We start from the raw sequence: 18124 nt of genomic DNA, 5'->3' as shown, positions 1-18124 counted from the left end.
GAGACCTCCTCCCCTGAGGGCGGGCGCACCGCACGCCCCGGGCGGCACGGCCGCTCCCGGCGTGCTTCAGGCATGCCGCGCGCCGTGCACGGCACTCCAGGAGATGAACCACGGCGGCCCGGCGGGTTGCTATGGGGAAGCCCTGGAATCGTCTGCTTACGAATCGGGAGGCGACAGCCGGTGAAAGCACTGGTGCTGACTGGCGGATCCGGTGTCCGTCTCCGTCCGTTCACGTATTCCACGCCGAAACAGCTCATGCCGCTCGCGAACAAGCCCGTTCTGGAGCACGTGGTCTCCCATCTCCGCACGCTGGGCGCGACGGAGGTCTGTCTCCTCACCGGGGACTGGACGGACGTCATCTGCGAGGTCATGGGCGACGGTTCCCGCTTCGGTGTGTCCCTCACCTACCTGCGACAGGAACGGCCGCTCGGCCTGGCCCACGCGGTGCAGTCGGCCCGCCCGTTCCTGGGCGACGACGACTTCCTGATGTACCTGGGGGACAACATCCTGGCCGACCCGGCCGGCACGGTCGGACAGATCGTCGGCGACTTCCGGGAGCGCCGCCCGGCCGCCGGCCTCGTCGTGCAGAGCGTGGCGGACCCGCGCGCCTACGGGGTGGCCGAGGTGGACGCGGACGGCACGGTGCGGCGGCTGGTGGAGAAGCCTTCCCTGCCGCGCACCGACCTGGCCGTCATCGGCCTGTACTACTTCACGGCGGCCGTCCACGAGGCGACCGACGCCATCGGGCCCAGCGCGCGCGGCGAGCTGGAGATCACCGACGCCGTCCAGTGGCTGATCGACCGGGGAGACGACGTCATGGCCCGCCGCTACAGCGGCTTCTGGAAGGACGTCGGCCGGGCCGGGGACGTCCTTCTGTGCAACCGCCGGCTCCTGGGCGACCTGCGCACCGACCTCAGGGGCGAGATCGACCAGGCCAGCGAGGTACGTGGGCAGGTCGTCGTCGAAGCGGGCGCCCGGGTGGTCCGCTCCCTCATCGAGGGGCCGGCGATCATCGGCCCGGGCACCCTGATCGAGGACAGCCGCGTCGGGCCGGGAACCTCCATCGGACGCGACTGCGTGGTGCGCGGCACCCACGTGTCCGACTCGGTCGTCCTCCAGGGCGCCCGCATCCACACGTCCCGGGGCCTGCGCGGTTCCCTCGTCGGCCGGTTCGCCACCGTCGGACCGGGCGAACAGGGCGACCCCGACAACCGCCTGGTGATCGGCGACCACGCCCGGATCGAGATGACCGTCGTCTGAGACCCGCCCGGGCGGGCCGTCCCGGAGCGGACGGGGGACGTCTCCGTGGGCGCTCCCGGACCGGCCGACCGGAGGCCGGATCGTCAACCCGTCCGGCCCGGGCGGCATCCCGGCCCACGGTCGAACCACATTCCCGAGGAGTTCTCGTGCTGGCAGCCCCGGTACCGTCCATGGACCCCCATACGTTGCTCGTCTTCCTCCTCCAGGTGGGCGTGCTCCTCCTTTCGGCGATCCTGCTGGGCCGCCTCGCCTCGCGTATGGGACTGCCCTCGATCGTGGGGGAGCTGACGGCGGGCGTCCTCCTGGGCCCGTCACTGCTGGGGTGGGCGGCCCCGGGTCTCTCCGCCTGGCTGCTGCCGGCCGACCCGGCGCAGATGCATCTGCTCGACGCCTTCGGGCAGATCGCCGTCCTGCTCCTGGTGGGGCTCACGGGGGCCGAGATGGACCTCGCCCTGATGCGCCGCCGGCGCCGTACCGCGTTGCAGGTCAGCCTCTCCGGCCTGATCATCCCCCTCGCGCTCGGGATCGCCGTGGGCTTCCCGCTGGCGAAGGTGCTCTCCCCCGGCAGGTCCGACCCGACGGTTTTCGCCCTCTTCCTCGGCGTGGCCATGTGCGTCAGCGCGCTCCCCGTCATCGCCAAGACGCTCATGGACATGAACCTCATCCACCGCGACGTCAGTCAGCTGGCGCTCATGTCCGGCACGATCGACGACGCCTTCGGCTGGTTCATGCTGTCGATCGTCTCCGCGATGGCCGTGGGCGGACTCGGGGCCGACGACATCGCCCTCACCCTGACGCACCTCCTGCTCGTCCTGCTCGTGGCGGTCGTGATCGGGCGTCCTCTGGTCAGGGCCGCCCTGCGGTTCGGCAAGGGCTCCCAGGAGCGGGTCGTCTCGATCGTCGCCGTGCTGATCCTGCTCGCCGGCGCCAGCACCCAGTCCCTCGGGCTGGAGGCGGTCTTCGGGGCCTTCGTCTGCGGCGTCCTCATCGGCTCCAGCCGGGGGTTCACCGCGAAGCACACGGCCCCGCTGCGTACCGTCGTGCTCGGCGTGCTGGCCCCGGTGTTCTTCGTCACCGCGGGACTGAGGGTCGACCTCAGAGCACTGGCCCAGCCCCAGGTGCTGGTGGCCGGCCTGGTGGTGCTCGGCATCGCCGTCGTCGGCAAGTTCGCCGGGGCCGGCCTCGGCGCCCGGCTGAGCCGGCTGAGCAAGTGGGAGGCCCTGGCACTCGGCGCCGGGATGAACGCCCGCGGTGTCATCGAGATCATCGTCGCCATGGTCGGCCTGCGACTGGGCATCCTGGACACCGCCACGTACACCATCATCGTCCTGGTCGCCGTGGTGACCTCGGTCATGGCGCCGCCGCTGCTGCGGGTGGCCATGAGGCGGGTTGAGTACACCGAGGAGGAGGAGCTGCGCCTGATCGCCCGGGGAGGCGGACTCGACGAGAAGTGGGACGTGACCCCCACCCCGGGCACGACCCCCGCCCTGGACGGGGGCCCTTCCGCGGGCGAGGTCCGTGAGCAGAAGGTGCCGTGACGGCACCCCGCCCGCAGGGGGAGGGCGGCCCGGAACCGTGACGTCAGCTGGTGGTGAACATACCGCTGGTGACGTTGACGAACGTGCCGGTGATCGCGCCGGCGCGGTCGGACGCGAGGAAGGCCGCGGTGTCGGCGACCTCGGACAGGCGCGGCGACTTCTTCGTCATCCGCATCTGGTCGAGGTTGGCGAGGATCGCCTGCAAGCCCGCGTCGTCGACGACGGCGCCGTGCTCGGCCAGCTTCTCCCGGGTGATCGTCTCCGGCAGGCCCGCGGTCCAGATGCCGGCGGCCCGCACCCCGGACGGGCCGATCTCGGCGGCCAGGTTGCGGATCAGGACGTCGAGTGCGGCGTCCGCCGGGCCGGTGCTGCCCATCATCGTGCTCCCGACCGCCGAACCGCTGTTCAGCGCCAGGATGACCCCGCTGCCCCGCTCGACCATGTGGGTGGCCGCGGCCCGTGCCGTGATGAAATTCGCCCGCAGCTGGTCGTGCACCAGCGTGGTCACGTCGTCGACCGCCATGTCGATCAGCGGCACGCCCTGGAGGCCGGGCACCCGGATCAGGTTGAACGACACGTCCAGCCCGCCGGCCTCCCGTACCACCCCCGCCGCGTGTTCGGTGACCGCCTGCTCGTCGAAGACGTCCAGCACCGCCGCCGAGGCGGCCCCGCCGTCGTTCGCGATCTCCTTGGCGACGCGCTCGACCTTCTCGCGGGTCCGGCCCGCCAGGTAGACCCTCGCGCCCTCGGCGGCGAAGGTGCGGGCCACGGCGGACCCGATCGAGCCGCCCCCGCCGTAGACGATCGCGGTCCTGTCCTGCAGCAGCATGTGGTTTCTCCCGTGCGTCGGGCACGTGCCCCAGTGGCCGTGCGCATGATCGATTAGACGGAACGGCGCGGGAAAACTCATCGATCGGCGTGCGCGCACGCGTCGGTGGCGGCCCGTATGCGGCGTGGGAAGGCCGCCGGAACCGACGTTTCAGGTGGTCCGGCCGCCGCCGGGCCCCCGATATCGAATATGCGTTCATGGAGTAGTCGAGACCGGCGTGTTGACACCTTCGGGGTGGCGAACGACCGCGTGACCGCCCCGGAACCACAAGAAGCACCCGGAACCACAAGAAGCCGCCGGAACAGAAGAACGCGCCCTTGCCCGGAAGTCCGGGCAGGGACGCGTGTTCCGGGCGGGTGACCGGTCAGGGGAGGCGGGCACGCAGCAGTGCCGCCCCCGGCCCCGTCACCCGGTCCAGCCCCGCCTCGCGGTTGGTGAGGACCAGCAGGAGCGCCGCGGTCGGGCCCGTCACGACCGGACCGTCACCGACGTCCCAGGAGGAGTCGTCCGCCACGAACCGGATGCCGCGCATCGCCTTGCGCGGATTGAACGGGAACCGCAGCCGCCACAGGCTCTCCAGACCGGCGCGTGCGGCGTCCGGCACGATCTCGATTTCCCGGCCCAGCGGTACGGCGATGTCCTGGGTGTGGGTCAGCACGTCCATGACCGTCGTGTCCGCTCCGGCACCCGGCGCGGGTGGCAGGAGCCGGGAACCGGCGTGCTTGCGCAGGCGCGCCACGAGTTCGGCCGCCGGTTCGCGGGCCGTCCGCACCGCCGAGTCCCTGACCATCCGGTGGAACCCGCCGCCGGCGCGCAGCATCTCCTTCATCCATCCCGCCGTCGTGAGCGTCGGCGGCAGGGTCAGGTGCGCCACCACGTCACGGACCCGCCAGCCGTCGCACAGCGACGGCGTCTCCCACTCCTCGTCGGACAGGCCGTCCAGCAGGTCGGCCAGCCGCAGCCGGGCCGCCTCGACCTCTCTCCACACGGCGTCGCCCGCCGGTGCGCCCCCCACGGCGGCCTCAGCCCGCCGGCTTGCGGGCGCAGAGAATGAGGTAGCTCATGTGGTCCGGGCCCGGCGCGAACATGTCCTTCTGGCCCTGCTTGACCGTGTCGACGAAGTCCGCGCCGAACCGCTCCACCAGCTCGTCCCGCAGCTCTTCGGTGCGCTCGACGTAGCGGTTGCCCATGCCGTAGACGCGGTGGCCGCACTGCGTCCACTCCTCCACGACGAAACCCGCCTCGCGGACGACCTCCAGCCACCCGTCGGTCGTCATCGGCCGGCGGCTGCGGAAGAACGGAGGCAGTTCGGCGTCGGGGTGGACCATGGTCGTCTCGGTGATCGCGACGCGGCCGCCCGGCTTGAGCACCCGGTAGAACTCCGACAGGGCCTTCCCCAGGTCGACCGAGTGGGACAGGGCCTCCATCGCCATCACGGCGTCGTAGTGGCCGTCGCCGTAGGGCAGTTCGTGATAGTCGCGGACCTGGAAGCGCACCCGGTCGAACAGGCCGGCCTTCGCCGCCCGCTTCTCCGCCGCCTCGCACTCGGCCGGGCTGATCGTGATGCCCGTGACCCGTGTGCCGGTCTCACGGGCGATCTGGGTGGCCGGCGCGCCTACCCCGCAGCCCGCGTCGAGCAGGTGCTCCCCACGGCGCAGTCCCAGGGTGTCGATGACCTTGCGGGTCAGCCGCTTGCCGGCCTCCTCGACACTGGCGTCGTCCTTGTCGTCGTACCAGTACCCCAGGTGCTCGTATCCGTCGTTGAACAACGTCGACATCTGGCACGAGCTGTCGTACAGCTCGGCCACCTGGGCCGGTGTCCAGTCCGATTCGCTCATGGAACGTCCCTTCGCTGCCATCCTGTTGACCCCAGGTTCCTTGGCGTACCTGGGACTTCTCCTCTTTCGGAACCGTGATGCCGGCGCGGTGCCGGTCTCAGCCGTTGTCGGCCAGCAGCCGGGCGAGCCGCGCGACCCCCTCGCCGATCCGGCCGGGCTCCAGCGCACTGCACGACAGCCGCAGCGCGTGCGTCCCGCCACTGGAGTAGAAGAACCTCATCGGCGTCCACAGCACGCCGTACCGCTCGGCGGAGAGCTCCAGCAGCTTCTCGTCGGCCGGCACGGGCACCTCCAGCACCACGAAGAACCCGCCGCTCGGCACGGTCCAGCGCACGCCCTGTCCGGCGGCGTTCGGGAAGTGCTCCTCCAGCGCGGCGAGCAGCGTGCGCAGGTTGCGCCGGTAGAAGGCGGTCCTGGCCCGGTTCGCCGTGCGCAGGCTGCAGCCGGCCTCCACGAGCAGGCCGCCGATCACCGCCTGCGCCACCGGCGAGGTGTTGACCGTGAGCATGCTCTTGACCGCCGACAGCTCCTCGGCGAGCAGGGTGCGCCGTCCGTCGTGGGCCAGGACCGGCTGGTCGGCCACGAGGAACCCGACCCGCGCACCGGGGAAGCAGGACTTCGCGAACGAGCCGAGGTAGATCACCCGGTGGTTCCGGTCCAGTGCCTTCAGCGACGGGCGGGGCTCGTCGTCGAGACCGAACAGACCGTACGGGTCGTCCTCCAGCACGAGCAGGTTCTCGGCCTCGGCGATGTCCAGCAGGGCGCGCCTGGCCGCGGCCGTCAGCGAGAGACCGGAGGGGTTGGAGAAGTTCGGTACGACGTAGAGCGCCTTCGGGTTCCGGCCCCCGGCCCGCACGGCGCGGGCGGCCGCCGCGACCGCCGCCGGGTCGAGTCCGCCGGGCGCCTCCGGCACCGGGACGACGTCGATCCCGAGCAGGCGTGCCGCGCCGGTGATCCCGACGTACCAGGGCTCCACGGCGAGCACGACGTCCTCGGGGCCCGCGCACAGGCCGCGCAGGGCGATGACCATGGCCTCCTGGCAGCCCGAGGTGACCGCGACGGCCTCCGGGGGCACCGTGATGCCCTCGTCGTTCGCCAGCTGGCGTGCGATGAGACCGCCGAGGATGCCGTTGGTCCTGCCGTACTGCATGAGCAGCGCGCCGAACCGTTCCGGCGGCATCCCGGACGCCGCCAGGTGGTCCTGGAAGACGCGCAGGTAGCGGGGGAGGTCGGCCGGGTCGTGGAAGCCGTCCCAGGGGCGCCCGGCCGCCAGGGAGATCGCGTCCGGGAACCGCTCGGCGACCTCGTTGAGGAAGTTCATCGACGTGGCTTCCGGGTCCCGTACCGAGGCGTGCAGCGCCTCGCGGGAGAGCACGGCCATCACACGGCCCGCCCGTCCGGCTCCAGGGTGCCCGCGGCTTTCACGGTCAGCTCCACGAGCCGGCTGCCGACGTCGACCACGGGCAGCCGGCAAGCCGCGAGCACCTGCGGCAGCAGTGCGGTGAAGTGGGTGCACGCGAGGACGACGGCGCCGAGCCCGGCGTCCTCGGCCAGGCGCAGGGCCCCCGGCAGGGAGGAACGGTGGAACGCCGCCGCCGCGTCCCCCGCCTCGATCGCCCGCACGAGCGCGGGGTCGGAGAGGCCGAGCGCGCGGTGGCCCGCCGGTCCGGTCACCCGCTCGTAGCCGGCCACCGCCGAGCCGTTGCCGGTGACGACCAGCGCCCGCCGGTGGGCGGCCGCGACCTCGCGGTGAACGGTGGCGGGGGAGACCAGGGTGAGCGAGGAGGACCGGGCGGCCGTGTCCACGTCGACCACGGCGGAGAGCGAGTTGCAGAACAGCATCGCCACCCGGTGGCCGCGCGCGTCCAGTTCGCGCACCAGGCCGAGGAAGGCGGACCGCAGTGCGCCGGGCCGCTCGTACTGCAACGCGTCCTGCTCGTCCGGGGACCCTGCCATCGGGTACGGAACCGCCGCGTGCCCGGCGTTCCGCAGCAGGCTCGCACCGACCCCGGCGTCGAAGGGGGTGCCGGCGACAACTGCGATCTCCATCGCGCCCTCTCGTGCGGTCGTCAGGCTCTTCCAGGCGTCGGGACGCCTCTTCCAAGAGCCTGACGACCGGTGAGGGCGGCCCTCAACTCCCGTCGTGCGCAGGCAGGACGACCTTGCCCGGGTTGAGGATGCCCGCCGGATCGAGCGCCCGTTTGACGGCCTGGTGCACGCGGACGCCGACCGGCCCCAGCTCCTGCCCGAGCCAGTCCCGCTTGAGGAGGCCGACGCCGTGCTCGCCGGTGCAGGAGCCGCCGAGCTCCAGGCCGAGCCGCATGATCGCGTCGAACACCTGGCGACCCCGGGCCAGGACGTCCGGGTCGGACCGGTCGACCACGATCACCGGATGGAGGTTGCCGGCCCCCGCGTGCCCGACCACACCGACCAGCACGTCGTGCCTCTGCGCGATGCGCGCGACGCCCTCGACCAGCTCGACGATCCGGTCGCGCGGTACGGCCACGTCGTCCACGACGAGACCGCCCCGCCCGCCGGGGAAGCGGCGCGCGGCGAGGTGCTCCATCGCCGGGTGGGCGAGCCTGCGCGCGGCCAGCAGCGCGTCGGCCTCCACCTGGTCGGTCGCGACGTGCAGTTCACTCGCGCCCGCGCGCTCGCAGTGGGCGGCCATGGCGTCCAGTGCGGCCCGCGCGGCGGGCCCGGCGTCGGACGCGGCGAGCAGCAGCGCCCCGGCGTCCGTGTCCAGCCCGGACGGCCGGTAGTCCTCGACGGCCCGCAGATGCGTCCGGTCGAGGAGTTCCAGCAGGCTCGGGGCCTCGCCCGCCGCCGTGATCCGGGCGACCGCCCGGCATGCCGCTGCCACCGTGGGGAACACGGCGGCGAGCGTACGGTCGGGGCGCCGCGCGGGCCGCAGCCGCAGGACGACCTCGGTGATGACGCCCAGGGTGCCCTCGGACCCGGTGAACAGCGCCGTCAGGTCGTATCCGGCGGTCCGCTCGGGCCCCTGGCCCCCGCACCGCAGGACGGCCCCGTCGGCGAGGACCACGGTCAGCCCGGCCACGTACCGCCCGGTGACGCCGTACTTCACGCAGCACATGCCCCCGGCGTTGGTCGCGACGTTGCCGCCGATGGTCGAGGACTCCCACGAGCCGGGGTCCGGCGGGTAGTCCAGCCCCTCCCGGGCCACCGCCCGCGTCAGGTCCGCGTTGACGACGCCCGCGCCGACAACCGCGAGGGACCTCGCGGCGTCGACCCGGATCCCCTTCAGACGGGTGAGGGAGACGACGACCGCACCGTCGACGGCGTTGGCCCCGCCCGTGAGCCCGGTCCGCGCGCCCTGCGGCACGACGGGCAGCCCGTGCGCCGCGGCGGTCCGCATCACGGCGGCGACCTCGGCGGTGTCACGCGGGCGCACGACGGCCAGCGGCACGCCGGCCGGGCACAGGTCGGCCTCGTCATGGCTCGCGGCGCGCAGCAGATCCGGGTCGGTGAGCACGCTGTCCGGGCCCGTCAGCACGGCCCGGAGGTCCGCGACGGCGTCCCTCATGATCGTCATGCCGCCCACCGTAGGCAGCCCGCCGGTCCTGCTTCCCTTCGAGAGTGGCGACTTGTGTGACCACCGCAAACGGGGAGATGTCCGGGGTGGTGGCCCTGCCCACACTGAACCCGTCAGGAAATCAGGGCGGATTGGAGATTGACAGTGTCCCGGTTGGTACACGAGGGTTTCGCCGAGCAAGCCGCCCGCACCCCGGACGCCGTGGCGGTCCGGTCGGACGAGGCGGTGCTCACCTATCGCGAGCTGGACGAGCAGGCCAACAGACTCGCCCACCACCTGGTGGACCTCGGCGTCGAGCCCGGCGCCCCGGTCGCCGTACTGCTGGAGCGCTCGGCACAGGTCGTCGTAGCGCTCCTCGCCACGCTGAAGGCGGGCGGCACCTACCTGCCGGTGCACTCCGGCTACCCCGCGGACCGGCGGCAGTGGATCGTCGAGCAGTCCGGCACCAAGATCCTGTTGACCGACGCCGCGATGACCCGGCGCGGGCTGCCGGACGTGGGGCGGACCGTGCTCGTCGCGGGTGAGCCAGCGATCGCCGGGGCACCCGCCACACCGCCGGAGGTGGCGGTCGGCGAGGACGACCTCGCCTACGTGATGTACACCTCGGGTTCGACGGGCCACCCCAAGGGCGTCGCGGTCCGCCACGGCGGCGCCGTCGACCTCGCACTCGACCCCTGCTGGGACACCGGCAACCACGAACGGGTCTCCCTCCTCGCGCCGATCGCCTTCGACGTGTCGCTGTACGAGATGCTGGTCCCCCTGCTGCGCGGCGGCAGCGTCGCCGTCTTCCCCGACGGCCCCTTCGACATCGGCCGGCTGCGTACGCACATCACCACGCACGGCGTCACCTCCCTGCACCTCACCGCCGGCCTGTTCCGGGTCGTGGCCGAAGAGGCACCCGACACGTTCCTGACGGTCCGCGAGGTCCTCACGGGCGGCGACGTCATCGCCCCCGGAGCCGTCGACCGGGTCCTGCGCGCCTGCCCCGGTCTCGTCGTACGCGCTCTGTACGGCACCACGGAGGCCACGGTCTTCAGCACCCACGCCACGCTGACCGCCCCCTACCGCCCCGGGATCACCGTCAGCTCCGGCCGAGTCTTCGACGGGGTCGAGCTGTACGTCCTCGACGAGCGGCTCGACCGGGTGCCGCCCGGCGCCGTCGGCGAGCTGTACCTCGCGGGGCGCGGCCTCGCCAAGGGGTACCTCGGACGCCCCGACCTCACCGCGGAGGCGTTCGTCGCGGACCCGTTCGGCGAGGACGGCGAGCGGATGTACCGCACCGGCGACCTCGCCCGGCTGTCCGCCGACGGCGAGCTGGAGTTCGCCGGGCGCGCCACCGACCTGGTCAAGATCCTCGGCTTCCGGGTGGAGCTGGCCGAGATCGAGTCCGTCCTCACCCGGTTCCCCGGCCTGGCGCACGCCGCGGTCGTCGCCCACGACACCGGCGCCGGCGACCGCCTGGCCGCCTACGTCGTCCCGGAGAACGACGAGCCCGACCTCACCGCGCTGCGCGAACACGTCCGCGAGGCCCTGCCCGAGTACATGGTTCCCGCCGCGTTCACCGTGATCGGCCGGCTACCGCTGACGCCCAACGGCAAGCTCGACCGCTCGGCCCTGCCGGTGCCGGACTTCCGCAGCGAGACGGCCTACCGCGCCCCCGCCAACCCGACGGAGGAGGCCATCTGCCAGATCTTCGCGCAGGTGCTCGGCCTGCACGAGGTCGGCGTCGAGGACGACTTCTTCGACCTGGGCGGCCACTCGCTGCTCGCCATGCGCCTGCTCAACCGCATCCGCGCCGAGGTGGGCGTCGAGGTGCAGATCCGCACCCTGTTCAACACGCCGACGGTGGCCGGCCTCGCCGAGGTGGTGGCCGCCCGGCAGGCCGCCTGACCACCACGCCTCAGCAACGAGAGGGACAACACATGAGCCAGACCATGGCCGACCAGGCCACCAACCCCTTCGACGACGAGGACGGCAACTACACGGTCCTCGCCAACGCGGCCGGCGAGCACTCGCTGTGGCCCGCGGGCATCCCCGTACCGGGCGGATGGCGCGTGGTCCACGGGACCGACCGGCGCGCGGCCTGCCTCGCCTACGTCAACCAGGCATGGCCCGACCTCGGCACCCGCGTGTGACGAGGACCAACCACCTGACTGGAGAACTCATGCCCACGTCCGATCCGTTTGTCTTCGACGACCTGAGCCTGGACCACATCCGGTTCCACGTCCGGGACATCGACACCACCCTGAGCTGGCTGACCGGCGGATACGGGCTTGCGGTACGCGCGGTGTCCAGGCCCGGGACGGGCCCCGGCGACGAGGCCGGGGCCCGGTCGGTCGAGGTGGGCGCGAACGGCATCACCCTCGTCCTCACCGAGGCGGTCACCGACGACCACCCCGCCGCACAGTACGTCGAGCGCCACGGCGACGGGGTCGCCGACATCGCGATGCGGGTCCCCGACGCGACGGCCGCCCACGCGGCGGCCGTCGCCCGCGGTGCCCGGTCCGTGGCCGCGCCCACCCGGACCGGCGACGTGGTGACCGCCTCGGTCGGCGGATTCGGCGACGTCGTGCACACCTTCGTCGAGCGCCCCGGCGGCGCGGGCGGCCCGGCCGTACCCGGCATGCGCCCGGTCCCCCGGGCCGTCGGCGCCATGGAGAACAGCCTGCGCTCCGTCGACCACTTCGCGGTGTGCGTGAACCCCGGCGACATCGACGGCACCGTCGAGTTCTACCGGAACGTGTTCGACTTCGAACTCACCTTCACCGAGAAGCTCCAGATCGGCTCCCAGGCGATGACGACGAAGGTCGTGGAGAGCCGCTCCGGCGACGTGACACTCACTCTGATCGAGCCGGACATCACCCAGGACCGAGGCCACATCAACGAGTTCCTCGACGACCACGGCTGCGCCGGCGTCCAGCACATCGCCTTCTCCACCGACGACATCGTGGCCACCGTCGCGGAGCTGCGCCGCCGCGGCGTGGCTTTCATGGGAACCCCCGACGCGTACTACCGCACGCTGTCCGACCGCGTCGTGCCGACCCGCTACACGGTGGAGGAGCTGCACGGCGAGGAGGTCCTCGTGGACGAGGACCACGGGGGCCAGCTGTACCAGATCTTCGCCAAGTCCGTGCACCCGAAGAACACGATCTTCCTCGAACTCATCGAGCGGATGGGCGCGCGGACCTTCGGCAGCGGCAACATCACCGCCCTCTACGAGGCCGCGGAACGCCAGCGCGGAGCCGCGGGCGCCGCCTCCGGAACCTCCGGCACCGAGTCCAGGGCCGCCTGACCTCCCCACCCGACGAGCGCGAACGGAAACGAACACATGGACCTGCCTGGCGACCGCGCACCCCTCTCCACCAACCTGGACATGCTCTGCATGTTCGACAAGGGCGAACAGGACGGCTCGTTCGGCCCCCGGCACCTGGTCATCCTCGCCTGGCGGCTGCTCGGTGAGCTGGACCTGACGGCGTTCCAGGGAGCGCTGGACGACGTGGTGGCGCGCCACGAGATGCTGCGTACCCAGATCGTCCGTGACGACGGCGAGCCCTACCAGAAGGTGTTCCCGCCGAGCTCCCCGGAGCTGGTGGTCGTCGGCCTGCCCGCGGACGGGACCCGTCCGCGCGAGGAGCAGGCCGACGACTTCGTCAACGAGACCGAGGCCACCACGATGAGCGCGGACGTACTGCCGCACCTGCGCGTCGTGCTCGGCAGGTTCGACGACAAGGACGCCGTGTGCGTCCTCGTCACCCACCACGTGGCGAGCGACGGCGTGTCCCTCCAGGTCATCATCCGCGATCTCGCGAACGCCTACGCCGCGCGCCGGGGCTTCCCCGTCGCGGCCCCCGCCCCGGCCAGGCAGTACCGGGAGTTCACCGCCTGGCAGCGGAAGGCGCTCGCCTCGCCGGAGGCGGAGGAGTCGAGGGCGTACTGGCGGGAGGCGATGCACGGCGCCGAACTCGTCGACCTCCCCACCGATCACCTCTACGAGCCGGGCGACCGCGCCTCCTACGCCGTGTACCGGTTCGAGCTGGACCGCGAGACCGCCTCGGCGACGGCGGCGTTCGCCACCGCCATGCGCAGTTCGCCCTTCATGGTGATGATGGCGGCCTTCAACGCCCTGCTGCACCAGGAGACGGGCGTCGACGACGTGGTCTCGGCGATCATCACCTCGGGCCGGGTCGAGCCCGACTACAACGAGACCGTCGGGCCGTTCTTCAACATGCTGCCGCTGCGCACCGGGCTCGGCGACTGCCGCACCTTCATGGAGCTGGTCCGCCGCACCCGGGAGGCATGCCTCGCGGCGTACACCCACGAGCTTCCCTTCGCGCAGATCGCCGCCCAGGCGCCGACGCTCACCAGGACGTACGAGAAGCCCGGCACGGCCGTCTGGGCGTTCCAGGTGATGCAGTACCCGGGCGTGACGGAGGCCGAGCTGATCGGCGACGTCGAGTACACCGCGATCCGCAAGCGGCACAAGTCCTACCCGGTGACCTCCGACATCCCCAACGGCGTCCTGTGGGGGCTGGACATCCTCCCGACGGGCGAGGTCGCCGGAACCGCCCGGTTCAACACCAAGGAGTACGACGAGTCCACCGTCGTCAGGATGGTCGGCCGGCTCCGCCGCATACTCCGCGCCGGCGTCCAGGACCCGGCGTCCCCGCTGTCCGCGCTGTGACCCCGGAACACCGGACGAACCCGCCAGCAACAGGAACGGAGACTTCAGTGAGTTCAGTGAGCACGCAGGAGGAGTTCGACGTCGTGGTGATCGGCGGTGGCCCCGGCGGTTCGGCGACCGCGGGCCTGCTGGCCATGAGGGGACACAGCGTCCTCGTGCTGGAGCGCGAGAAGTTCCCGCGGTACCACATCGGCGAGTCCCTCATCACCGGTCTGATGCCCACGCTGGAGGAGCTCGGCCTCCTGGAGCGCCTGGAGGGGATGGGGTTCACCAAGAAGTACGGCGGCACCCTGCTCTGGGGCAAGAACCAGGGCACCTGGGGATTCCGGTTCCACGAGTCTGCCCTGTACGACCACGCGTACCAGGTGCGCCGCGCCGACTTCGACGCGCTGCTCCTGGCCCGCGCCCGTGAGCTGGGAGTGACCGTGCTGGAGGAGGCGGCGGTCAAAGCCCCGGTCTTCGACGGGGACCGGGTGGTCGGCGTGACCTACACGGAGAAGGGCAGCAAGGAGGTCCGGACCGCGCGGAGCAGGATGCTCGTCGACGCGTCGGGGCAGAACCACCTGCTGGGCCGCGAGTTCGACCTGATCCACTACCACGACGACCTGCGCAACATCGCCACCTGGTCGTACTGGCAGGGCTGCAACCGCTACGGCGGCAACAGGGCCGGCGACATCGTCTCGGAGAACCGGCCCTCGGGATGGTTCTGGTACATCCCGCTGCACGACGGCACGGTCAGCGTCGGGTACGTGACGCCGATCGACGAGTACAAGGCGTCCGGCGAGTCCCTCGAGGACCTCTACACCAAGGAACTGGCACAGACCGAGGAGATCAAGACCCTGATGGCCGGGGCGCGGCGCGTCAGCGGCTTCCGCAACATCAAGGACTGGTCCTACACCTGCGAGAAGTTCCACGGCCCCGGCTGGGCGCTCGTCGGCGACGCCGCGGCGTTCATCGACCCGCTGCTGTCCACCGGCGTCACCCTCGCGCTGCGCGGCTCGCGGGCGCTGGCGGAGGCGGTCGACGAGGCGCTGACCGACCCGTCGGCGGAGAAGGACGTCCTCGACTGGTACGAGCACAGCTACCGCTCCTTCCTGGACTCCGTGCTGGACTTCGTGCGGTTCTTCTACGACCGCACGAAGAACAAGGAGGACTACTGGGACAAGGCGCAGGAGCAGATCGACCCGGACAAGCTGCGGCCCCGGGAGGTGGACTTCGCGCGGATGCTGTCGGGTCTGACGGGCATCGACGACATCTTCGACAAGCGCAGACGCAAGCGCGGCAGCGAGGCTGCCTGAGCGGCGCCGGACGCGACGCGGACGGCCCGGCGGCGAGGGGTTCCTCGCCGCCGGGCCGTCCGCGTTCCCGGGGGCAGGCCCGGGGACATCGACGCGGGGTGCGAGCCGCGCGAGCGCCCGGCGGTTCCGTGAGGGAACCGCCGGGCGCTCGTGTCGTGGCCCTCCCGGGGGTCAGGCCGCCAGGTCCGGGGTGTCCGGCTCCGGCTTCGGGGGCCGGACCGGGAGCGGCACGGCCTGGACGGAATCTGCCGTGGCCAGGGGCGGCACCGGCTTCACGAGCGGCACCGGCTTCACGAGCGGCACCGGCTCCACGAGCGGCACGGCCTCGCCGCGGCCCCTGGTCAGGCGCAGCGCCGGCCGTTCGACGAGCACGGTCGTCAGCCAGCCGAGGGCGAGGACCACGCCGATCGTGACGGCGGACTTGCCGAGCGCACCACCGAGGGACAGCGGCGCGCTCCAGCTGGCGGGATCAGCGGTGTGGATCGGGCCGTAGGAGATGACGATCCAGTGCACCAGGTAGGCGCCGAAGGAGATCTGGCCGAGCGCGACCAGAGGCCGGGACCCGAAGACGGTCCGCCCGCCGGCGTACTCGCGCCTGGCCGCCGCGGCGATCAGAAGGGTGAGCGGGAGCGCGGTCTCGACGAACCCGGCGTTCTCCCCGGGTATCCGCACGCTCAGGGCGAGTCCGGCGACCGAGAGCAGCGCCGAGACGGTGACGCCGGGACCGTGCCACCGGTGGGTGGCGACCATCCTGGCCGCGATCATGCCGAGCAGGAACTCCAGCAGCCTGCAGACGGGCAGGTAGCCGACGAACCAGGTCTGGAGCCACGAGTCGGAGGTGTTGACCAGCAGCGGCTCCCTCGGGAACAGCGTGCCCAGGAGCGGGACCGCGACCAGCAACGCGACGACGGTGACCGCGGACACCCAGAGCCGCTCGGGGCGGATCCGCCGGACCAGCCGGTTGAGCCAGGGGAACACCGCGTAGAACAGCAGCGCGCAGGACAGGGCCCAGGTCGGCCCGTTGAGGTTGCCGGTGAGCACCACCTCCTGGTCGGGGATCCAGTTCTGCACGAGGAAGAGGGTGGGGAGCGTCTTCCAGAGCGACAGCGCGGCCCCGGTGCCGAGGGCCAGCAGCAGCGCGACGACGAGCATGAGCATGTGGACGGGGAGGACCCGTGCCGCGCGCCTGCGCCAGAAGCGGCGCGCGTCGGTCCCGGAGTCGTGCACCCAGGCGAGGGCGAACCCGGTCAGGACGAAGAAGAAGGTGAAGCCCATCACGCCCAGTTTGAAGTCGTACGTCCACAGCGTCTGGGCCGCCGGTGCCACCCGGAGCACGAGTGAGATCCCGACGTGGGAGAGGAGAACCATGCAGAGGGCGATGAATCCGAGCCCGGCCAGGGAAGGCAGCCGAGTGGGTCTGGACTGTGTGTCGTTCATGGCTATCGGTCCATTCGTTCCAGTGCCGCTAGAGACCCCATGGCCGGAACGAGACCGGTCGGAGGGGGCGTATCGGTGCGGACCGAAGCGTGCTTTCCAGCCGAGTCGGCGAGCATCTCCGTTCGTGCGCACCCTCGGCGCCGGAGCACCGCCGCCATGGGGCCCGCGGGGACACATCAGCCGGGTGGGAGGAAGTTCGTCCTGTTCACAGACGTGTCGACCGGACCGGACGGATCAAGCCCTCGCGCGCGGCTCGCCGGCCCTGCCGGGACCGTAGCAATACCACCCATGCGTTCAAGCCACCGCTGTCCGCCGGTGCGGGGGAGCGTGCCGGAGGGACCGGCACCTCAGTCGATCCACGCGCGCGGTGCCGGACCGCCGTGGCCGACCGGCGGGAAGATCTTCTCCAGCTCGTCGAGTTCCCCGGGGGACAGCGCCCCGTCCAGAGCCCGCACGGCACCGTCGAGCTGCCCGACGGTACGCGGCCCGATCACCGGGAACGGCGTGTCCGGCCGTGAGAGCACCCAGGCCAGCCCGACCTCCGCGGGGTCACGCCCCAGTCCGGCGCAGAACCGCTCGTACCGCTCGACGGCCGCGTGGTGCACGGGCAGCGCCGCCGCCGCACGCCCCTGCGCCGACTTGGCCCCGGTGCCCTCACGCGCCTTGCGCAGCGCCCCGCTCAGCAGCCCGCCGTGCAGTGGTGCCCACACCAGCGTGGCGAGGCCGTGCGCCCGCGCGGCCGGCAGGATCTCCAACTCGGGCTGGCGGGTGAGCAGACTGTAGGAGCACTGCTCGGAGACCAGCCCGACCAGGCCGCGTTCGCGGGCCGCGTGCTGGGCGTCGGCGATGTTCCACCCGGCGAAGTTCGACGAGCCGACATAACGCACCTTGCCCTGGCGTATCAGCTGGTCCATGGCCTGCCACACCACGTCCCAGCCGACGTCCGGGTCGTACCGGTGCATCTGGTAGAGGTCGATCCTGTCGGTGCCCAGACGGCGCAGCGAGGCCTCGCAGCCCCGGATGATGTGGTGGGCGGACAGCCCGCGGTCGTTGGGGCCCTCACCCGTCCGCTCGCCGACCTTGGTCGCGACGACGACGGCGTCACGGCGGCGGGGCGAACCCTTCAGCCATCGCCCGATCAGCTCCTCGGTGTACCCGCGGTGCACACGCCACCCGTACATGTCGGCGGTGTCGACCAGGTTCATCCCGTGCGCCAGCGCGCCGTCGAGGATGCGGCGCGCCTCGGACTCCTCGGTACGTCCGCCGAAGTTCACGGTGCCGACGGCCAGCCGCCCGACCCGCAGACCGGTGCGGCCGAACGGAATCTGCCGGTCCGTACTCATGCGGCCTCCCCGGTGCCGGTCCCTCGGTGCGCCAGTCTCCGGCGGGCCGTGGGAGCGCCGCATCTCCTCCTGTGCCCCGCACTTCACCGCCGCCAACAACGACCGCCGCGTACCGGGGTGCCGGCGGCACACCCGGTACGCGGTACAGCGCGAGACGACGACATCGCGGTGACCAGGGCGCAGGGCATGCCCGGGTCCAGAGCAATCAGAACGAGCAACCGCGCGGGTTTACCCGAAGAACTGCCAAAGTCTCCCTGTCTATTCCCGGGACGCATACGGAAATGCGGTCGAACGATAGGCTCCTGGCCGATTCATCGCCCATCTGTAGCCCGTCTGCACCGGAA

At 71.9% G+C, this 18124-nt stretch carries 15 protein-coding genes; 7 read left to right on the top strand and 8 right to left on the bottom strand.

Translation table 11 applies throughout. The features are described 5' to 3' along the window. The first annotated feature begins 180 nt into the window (after nucleotides 1–180). Complete coding sequence (locus AMK10_RS35090; RefSeq protein ID WP_073753602.1) at nucleotides 181–1260, top strand: glucose-1-phosphate thymidylyltransferase; 1080 nt, start codon at nucleotides 181–183, stop codon at nucleotides 1258–1260. A gap of 146 nt (nucleotides 1261–1406) precedes the next feature. Next, nucleotides 1407–2798, top strand: a complete 1392-nt coding sequence (locus tag AMK10_RS35085) for a cation:proton antiporter (protein WP_241839784.1) — start codon at nucleotides 1407–1409, stop codon at nucleotides 2796–2798. Nucleotides 2799–2841: 43 nt separating this feature from the next. On the opposite strand, the gene AMK10_RS35080 is transcribed toward AMK10_RS35085, so the two are convergent. The 6 genes from AMK10_RS35080 to AMK10_RS35055 form a co-directional block, all read right to left on the bottom strand. Beyond that, nucleotides 2842–3627, bottom strand: a complete 786-nt coding sequence (locus tag AMK10_RS35080; protein WP_073753598.1) for an SDR family NAD(P)-dependent oxidoreductase — start codon at nucleotides 3625–3627, stop codon at nucleotides 2842–2844. 364 nt (nucleotides 3628–3991) lie between these two features. Continuing rightward, nucleotides 3992–4642: a maleylpyruvate isomerase family mycothiol-dependent enzyme gene (locus tag AMK10_RS35075; protein ID WP_073753596.1), complete on the bottom strand. Its 651-nt coding sequence runs from the start codon at nucleotides 4640–4642 to the stop codon at nucleotides 3992–3994. A 7-nt stretch (nucleotides 4643–4649) separates the two neighbouring features. Beyond that, nucleotides 4650–5465: an SAM-dependent methyltransferase gene (locus tag AMK10_RS35070; protein WP_073753765.1), complete on the bottom strand. Its 816-nt coding sequence runs from the start codon at nucleotides 5463–5465 to the stop codon at nucleotides 4650–4652. A 97-nt stretch (nucleotides 5466–5562) separates the two neighbouring features. Beyond that, nucleotides 5563–6846: an aminotransferase-like domain-containing protein gene (locus AMK10_RS35065; protein ID WP_073753594.1), complete on the bottom strand. Its 1284-nt coding sequence runs from the start codon at nucleotides 6844–6846 to the stop codon at nucleotides 5563–5565. Further along, entirely contained in the window at nucleotides 6846–7514 is a 669-nt protein-coding gene (locus AMK10_RS35060; RefSeq protein ID WP_073753592.1) for an aspartate/glutamate racemase family protein, read from the bottom strand. The genes AMK10_RS35065 and AMK10_RS35060 overlap by 1 nt, the downstream gene beginning before the upstream one ends. A gap of 82 nt (nucleotides 7515–7596) precedes the next feature. Then, the gene (locus tag AMK10_RS35055) at nucleotides 7597–9021 is read right to left on the bottom strand and encodes an FAD-binding oxidoreductase (protein ID WP_338014686.1); all 1425 of its coding nucleotides are present in this window, start codon (nucleotides 9019–9021) and stop codon (nucleotides 7597–7599) included. 144 nt (nucleotides 9022–9165) lie between these two features. Here AMK10_RS35055 and AMK10_RS35050 point away from each other — a divergent pair, with 144 nt between their 5' ends. Genes AMK10_RS35050 through AMK10_RS35030 form a run of 5 tightly spaced genes read left to right on the top strand, consistent with a single transcriptional unit; the run spans nucleotide 9166 to nucleotide 15000 of the window. Continuing rightward, entirely contained in the window at nucleotides 9166–10911 is a 1746-nt protein-coding gene (locus AMK10_RS35050; RefSeq protein ID WP_073753590.1) for a non-ribosomal peptide synthetase, read from the top strand. 32 nt (nucleotides 10912–10943) lie between these two features. Next, entirely contained in the window at nucleotides 10944–11156 is a 213-nt protein-coding gene (locus tag AMK10_RS35045) for an MbtH family protein (RefSeq protein ID WP_073753588.1), read from the top strand. A 29-nt stretch (nucleotides 11157–11185) separates the two neighbouring features. Then, complete coding sequence (gene hppD, locus AMK10_RS35040; protein ID WP_073753586.1) at nucleotides 11186–12313, top strand: 4-hydroxyphenylpyruvate dioxygenase; 1128 nt, start codon at nucleotides 11186–11188, stop codon at nucleotides 12311–12313. 36 nt (nucleotides 12314–12349) lie between these two features. Beyond that, nucleotides 12350–13702, top strand: coding sequence for a condensation domain-containing protein (locus tag AMK10_RS35035; RefSeq protein ID WP_073753584.1), 1353 nt, complete (start codon nucleotides 12350–12352; stop codon nucleotides 13700–13702). Between the two features lie 56 nt (nucleotides 13703–13758). Then, nucleotides 13759–15000 carry an NAD(P)/FAD-dependent oxidoreductase gene (locus AMK10_RS35030; RefSeq protein WP_073753582.1) on the top strand — a complete coding sequence of 414 codons (1242 nt, stop codon included), beginning with the start codon at nucleotides 13759–13761 and terminating at the stop codon, nucleotides 14998–15000. A gap of 171 nt (nucleotides 15001–15171) precedes the next feature. Here AMK10_RS35030 and AMK10_RS35025 read toward each other — a convergent pair whose 3' ends face one another. Both AMK10_RS35025 and AMK10_RS35020 read right to left on the bottom strand, forming a co-directional pair. Then, nucleotides 15172–16437 carry an acyltransferase family protein gene (locus AMK10_RS35025; protein WP_073753580.1) on the bottom strand — a complete coding sequence of 422 codons (1266 nt, stop codon included), beginning with the start codon at nucleotides 16435–16437 and terminating at the stop codon, nucleotides 15172–15174. A gap of 347 nt (nucleotides 16438–16784) precedes the next feature. Then, on the bottom strand, nucleotides 16785–17780 hold the full coding sequence (locus tag AMK10_RS35020; protein WP_079180992.1) for an aldo/keto reductase: 996 nt from the start codon (nucleotides 17778–17780) through the stop codon (nucleotides 16785–16787). Between the last annotated feature and the right edge of the window lie 344 nt (nucleotides 17781–18124).

This window comes from Streptomyces sp. CB02058, assembly GCF_001905505.1.
Taxonomy (GTDB): domain Bacteria; phylum Actinomycetota; class Actinomycetes; order Streptomycetales; family Streptomycetaceae; genus Streptomyces.
This window is presented reverse-complemented; position numbering and strand designations above follow the sequence as displayed.

Bases quoted from the DNA above. Each gene is read 5' to 3' on its own strand.
- AMK10_RS35080 (WP_073753598.1), bottom strand. From the start codon at position 3,627: ATGCTGCTGCAGGACAGGACCGCGATCGTCTACGGCGGGGGCGGCTCG.
- AMK10_RS35070 (WP_073753765.1), bottom strand. From the start codon at position 5,465: ATGAGCGAATCGGACTGGACACCGGCCCAGGTGGCCGAGCTGTACGAC.
- AMK10_RS35065 (WP_073753594.1), bottom strand. From the start codon at position 6,846: ATGGCCGTGCTCTCCCGCGAGGCGCTGCACGCCTCGGTACGGGACCCG.
- AMK10_RS35060 (WP_073753592.1), bottom strand. From the start codon at position 7,514: ATGGAGATCGCAGTTGTCGCCGGCACCCCCTTCGACGCCGGGGTCGGT.
- AMK10_RS35055 (WP_338014686.1), bottom strand. From the start codon at position 9,021: ATGACGATCATGAGGGACGCCGTCGCGGACCTCCGGGCCGTGCTGACG.
- AMK10_RS35045 (WP_073753588.1), top strand. From the start codon at position 10,944: ATGAGCCAGACCATGGCCGACCAGGCCACCAACCCCTTCGACGACGAG.
- hppD (WP_073753586.1), top strand. From the start codon at position 11,186: ATGCCCACGTCCGATCCGTTTGTCTTCGACGACCTGAGCCTGGACCAC.
- AMK10_RS35035 (WP_073753584.1), top strand. From the start codon at position 12,350: ATGGACCTGCCTGGCGACCGCGCACCCCTCTCCACCAACCTGGACATG.
- AMK10_RS35025 (WP_073753580.1), bottom strand. From the start codon at position 16,437: ATGAACGACACACAGTCCAGACCCACTCGGCTGCCTTCCCTGGCCGGG.
- AMK10_RS35020 (WP_079180992.1), bottom strand. From the start codon at position 17,780: ATGAGTACGGACCGGCAGATTCCGTTCGGCCGCACCGGTCTGCGGGTC.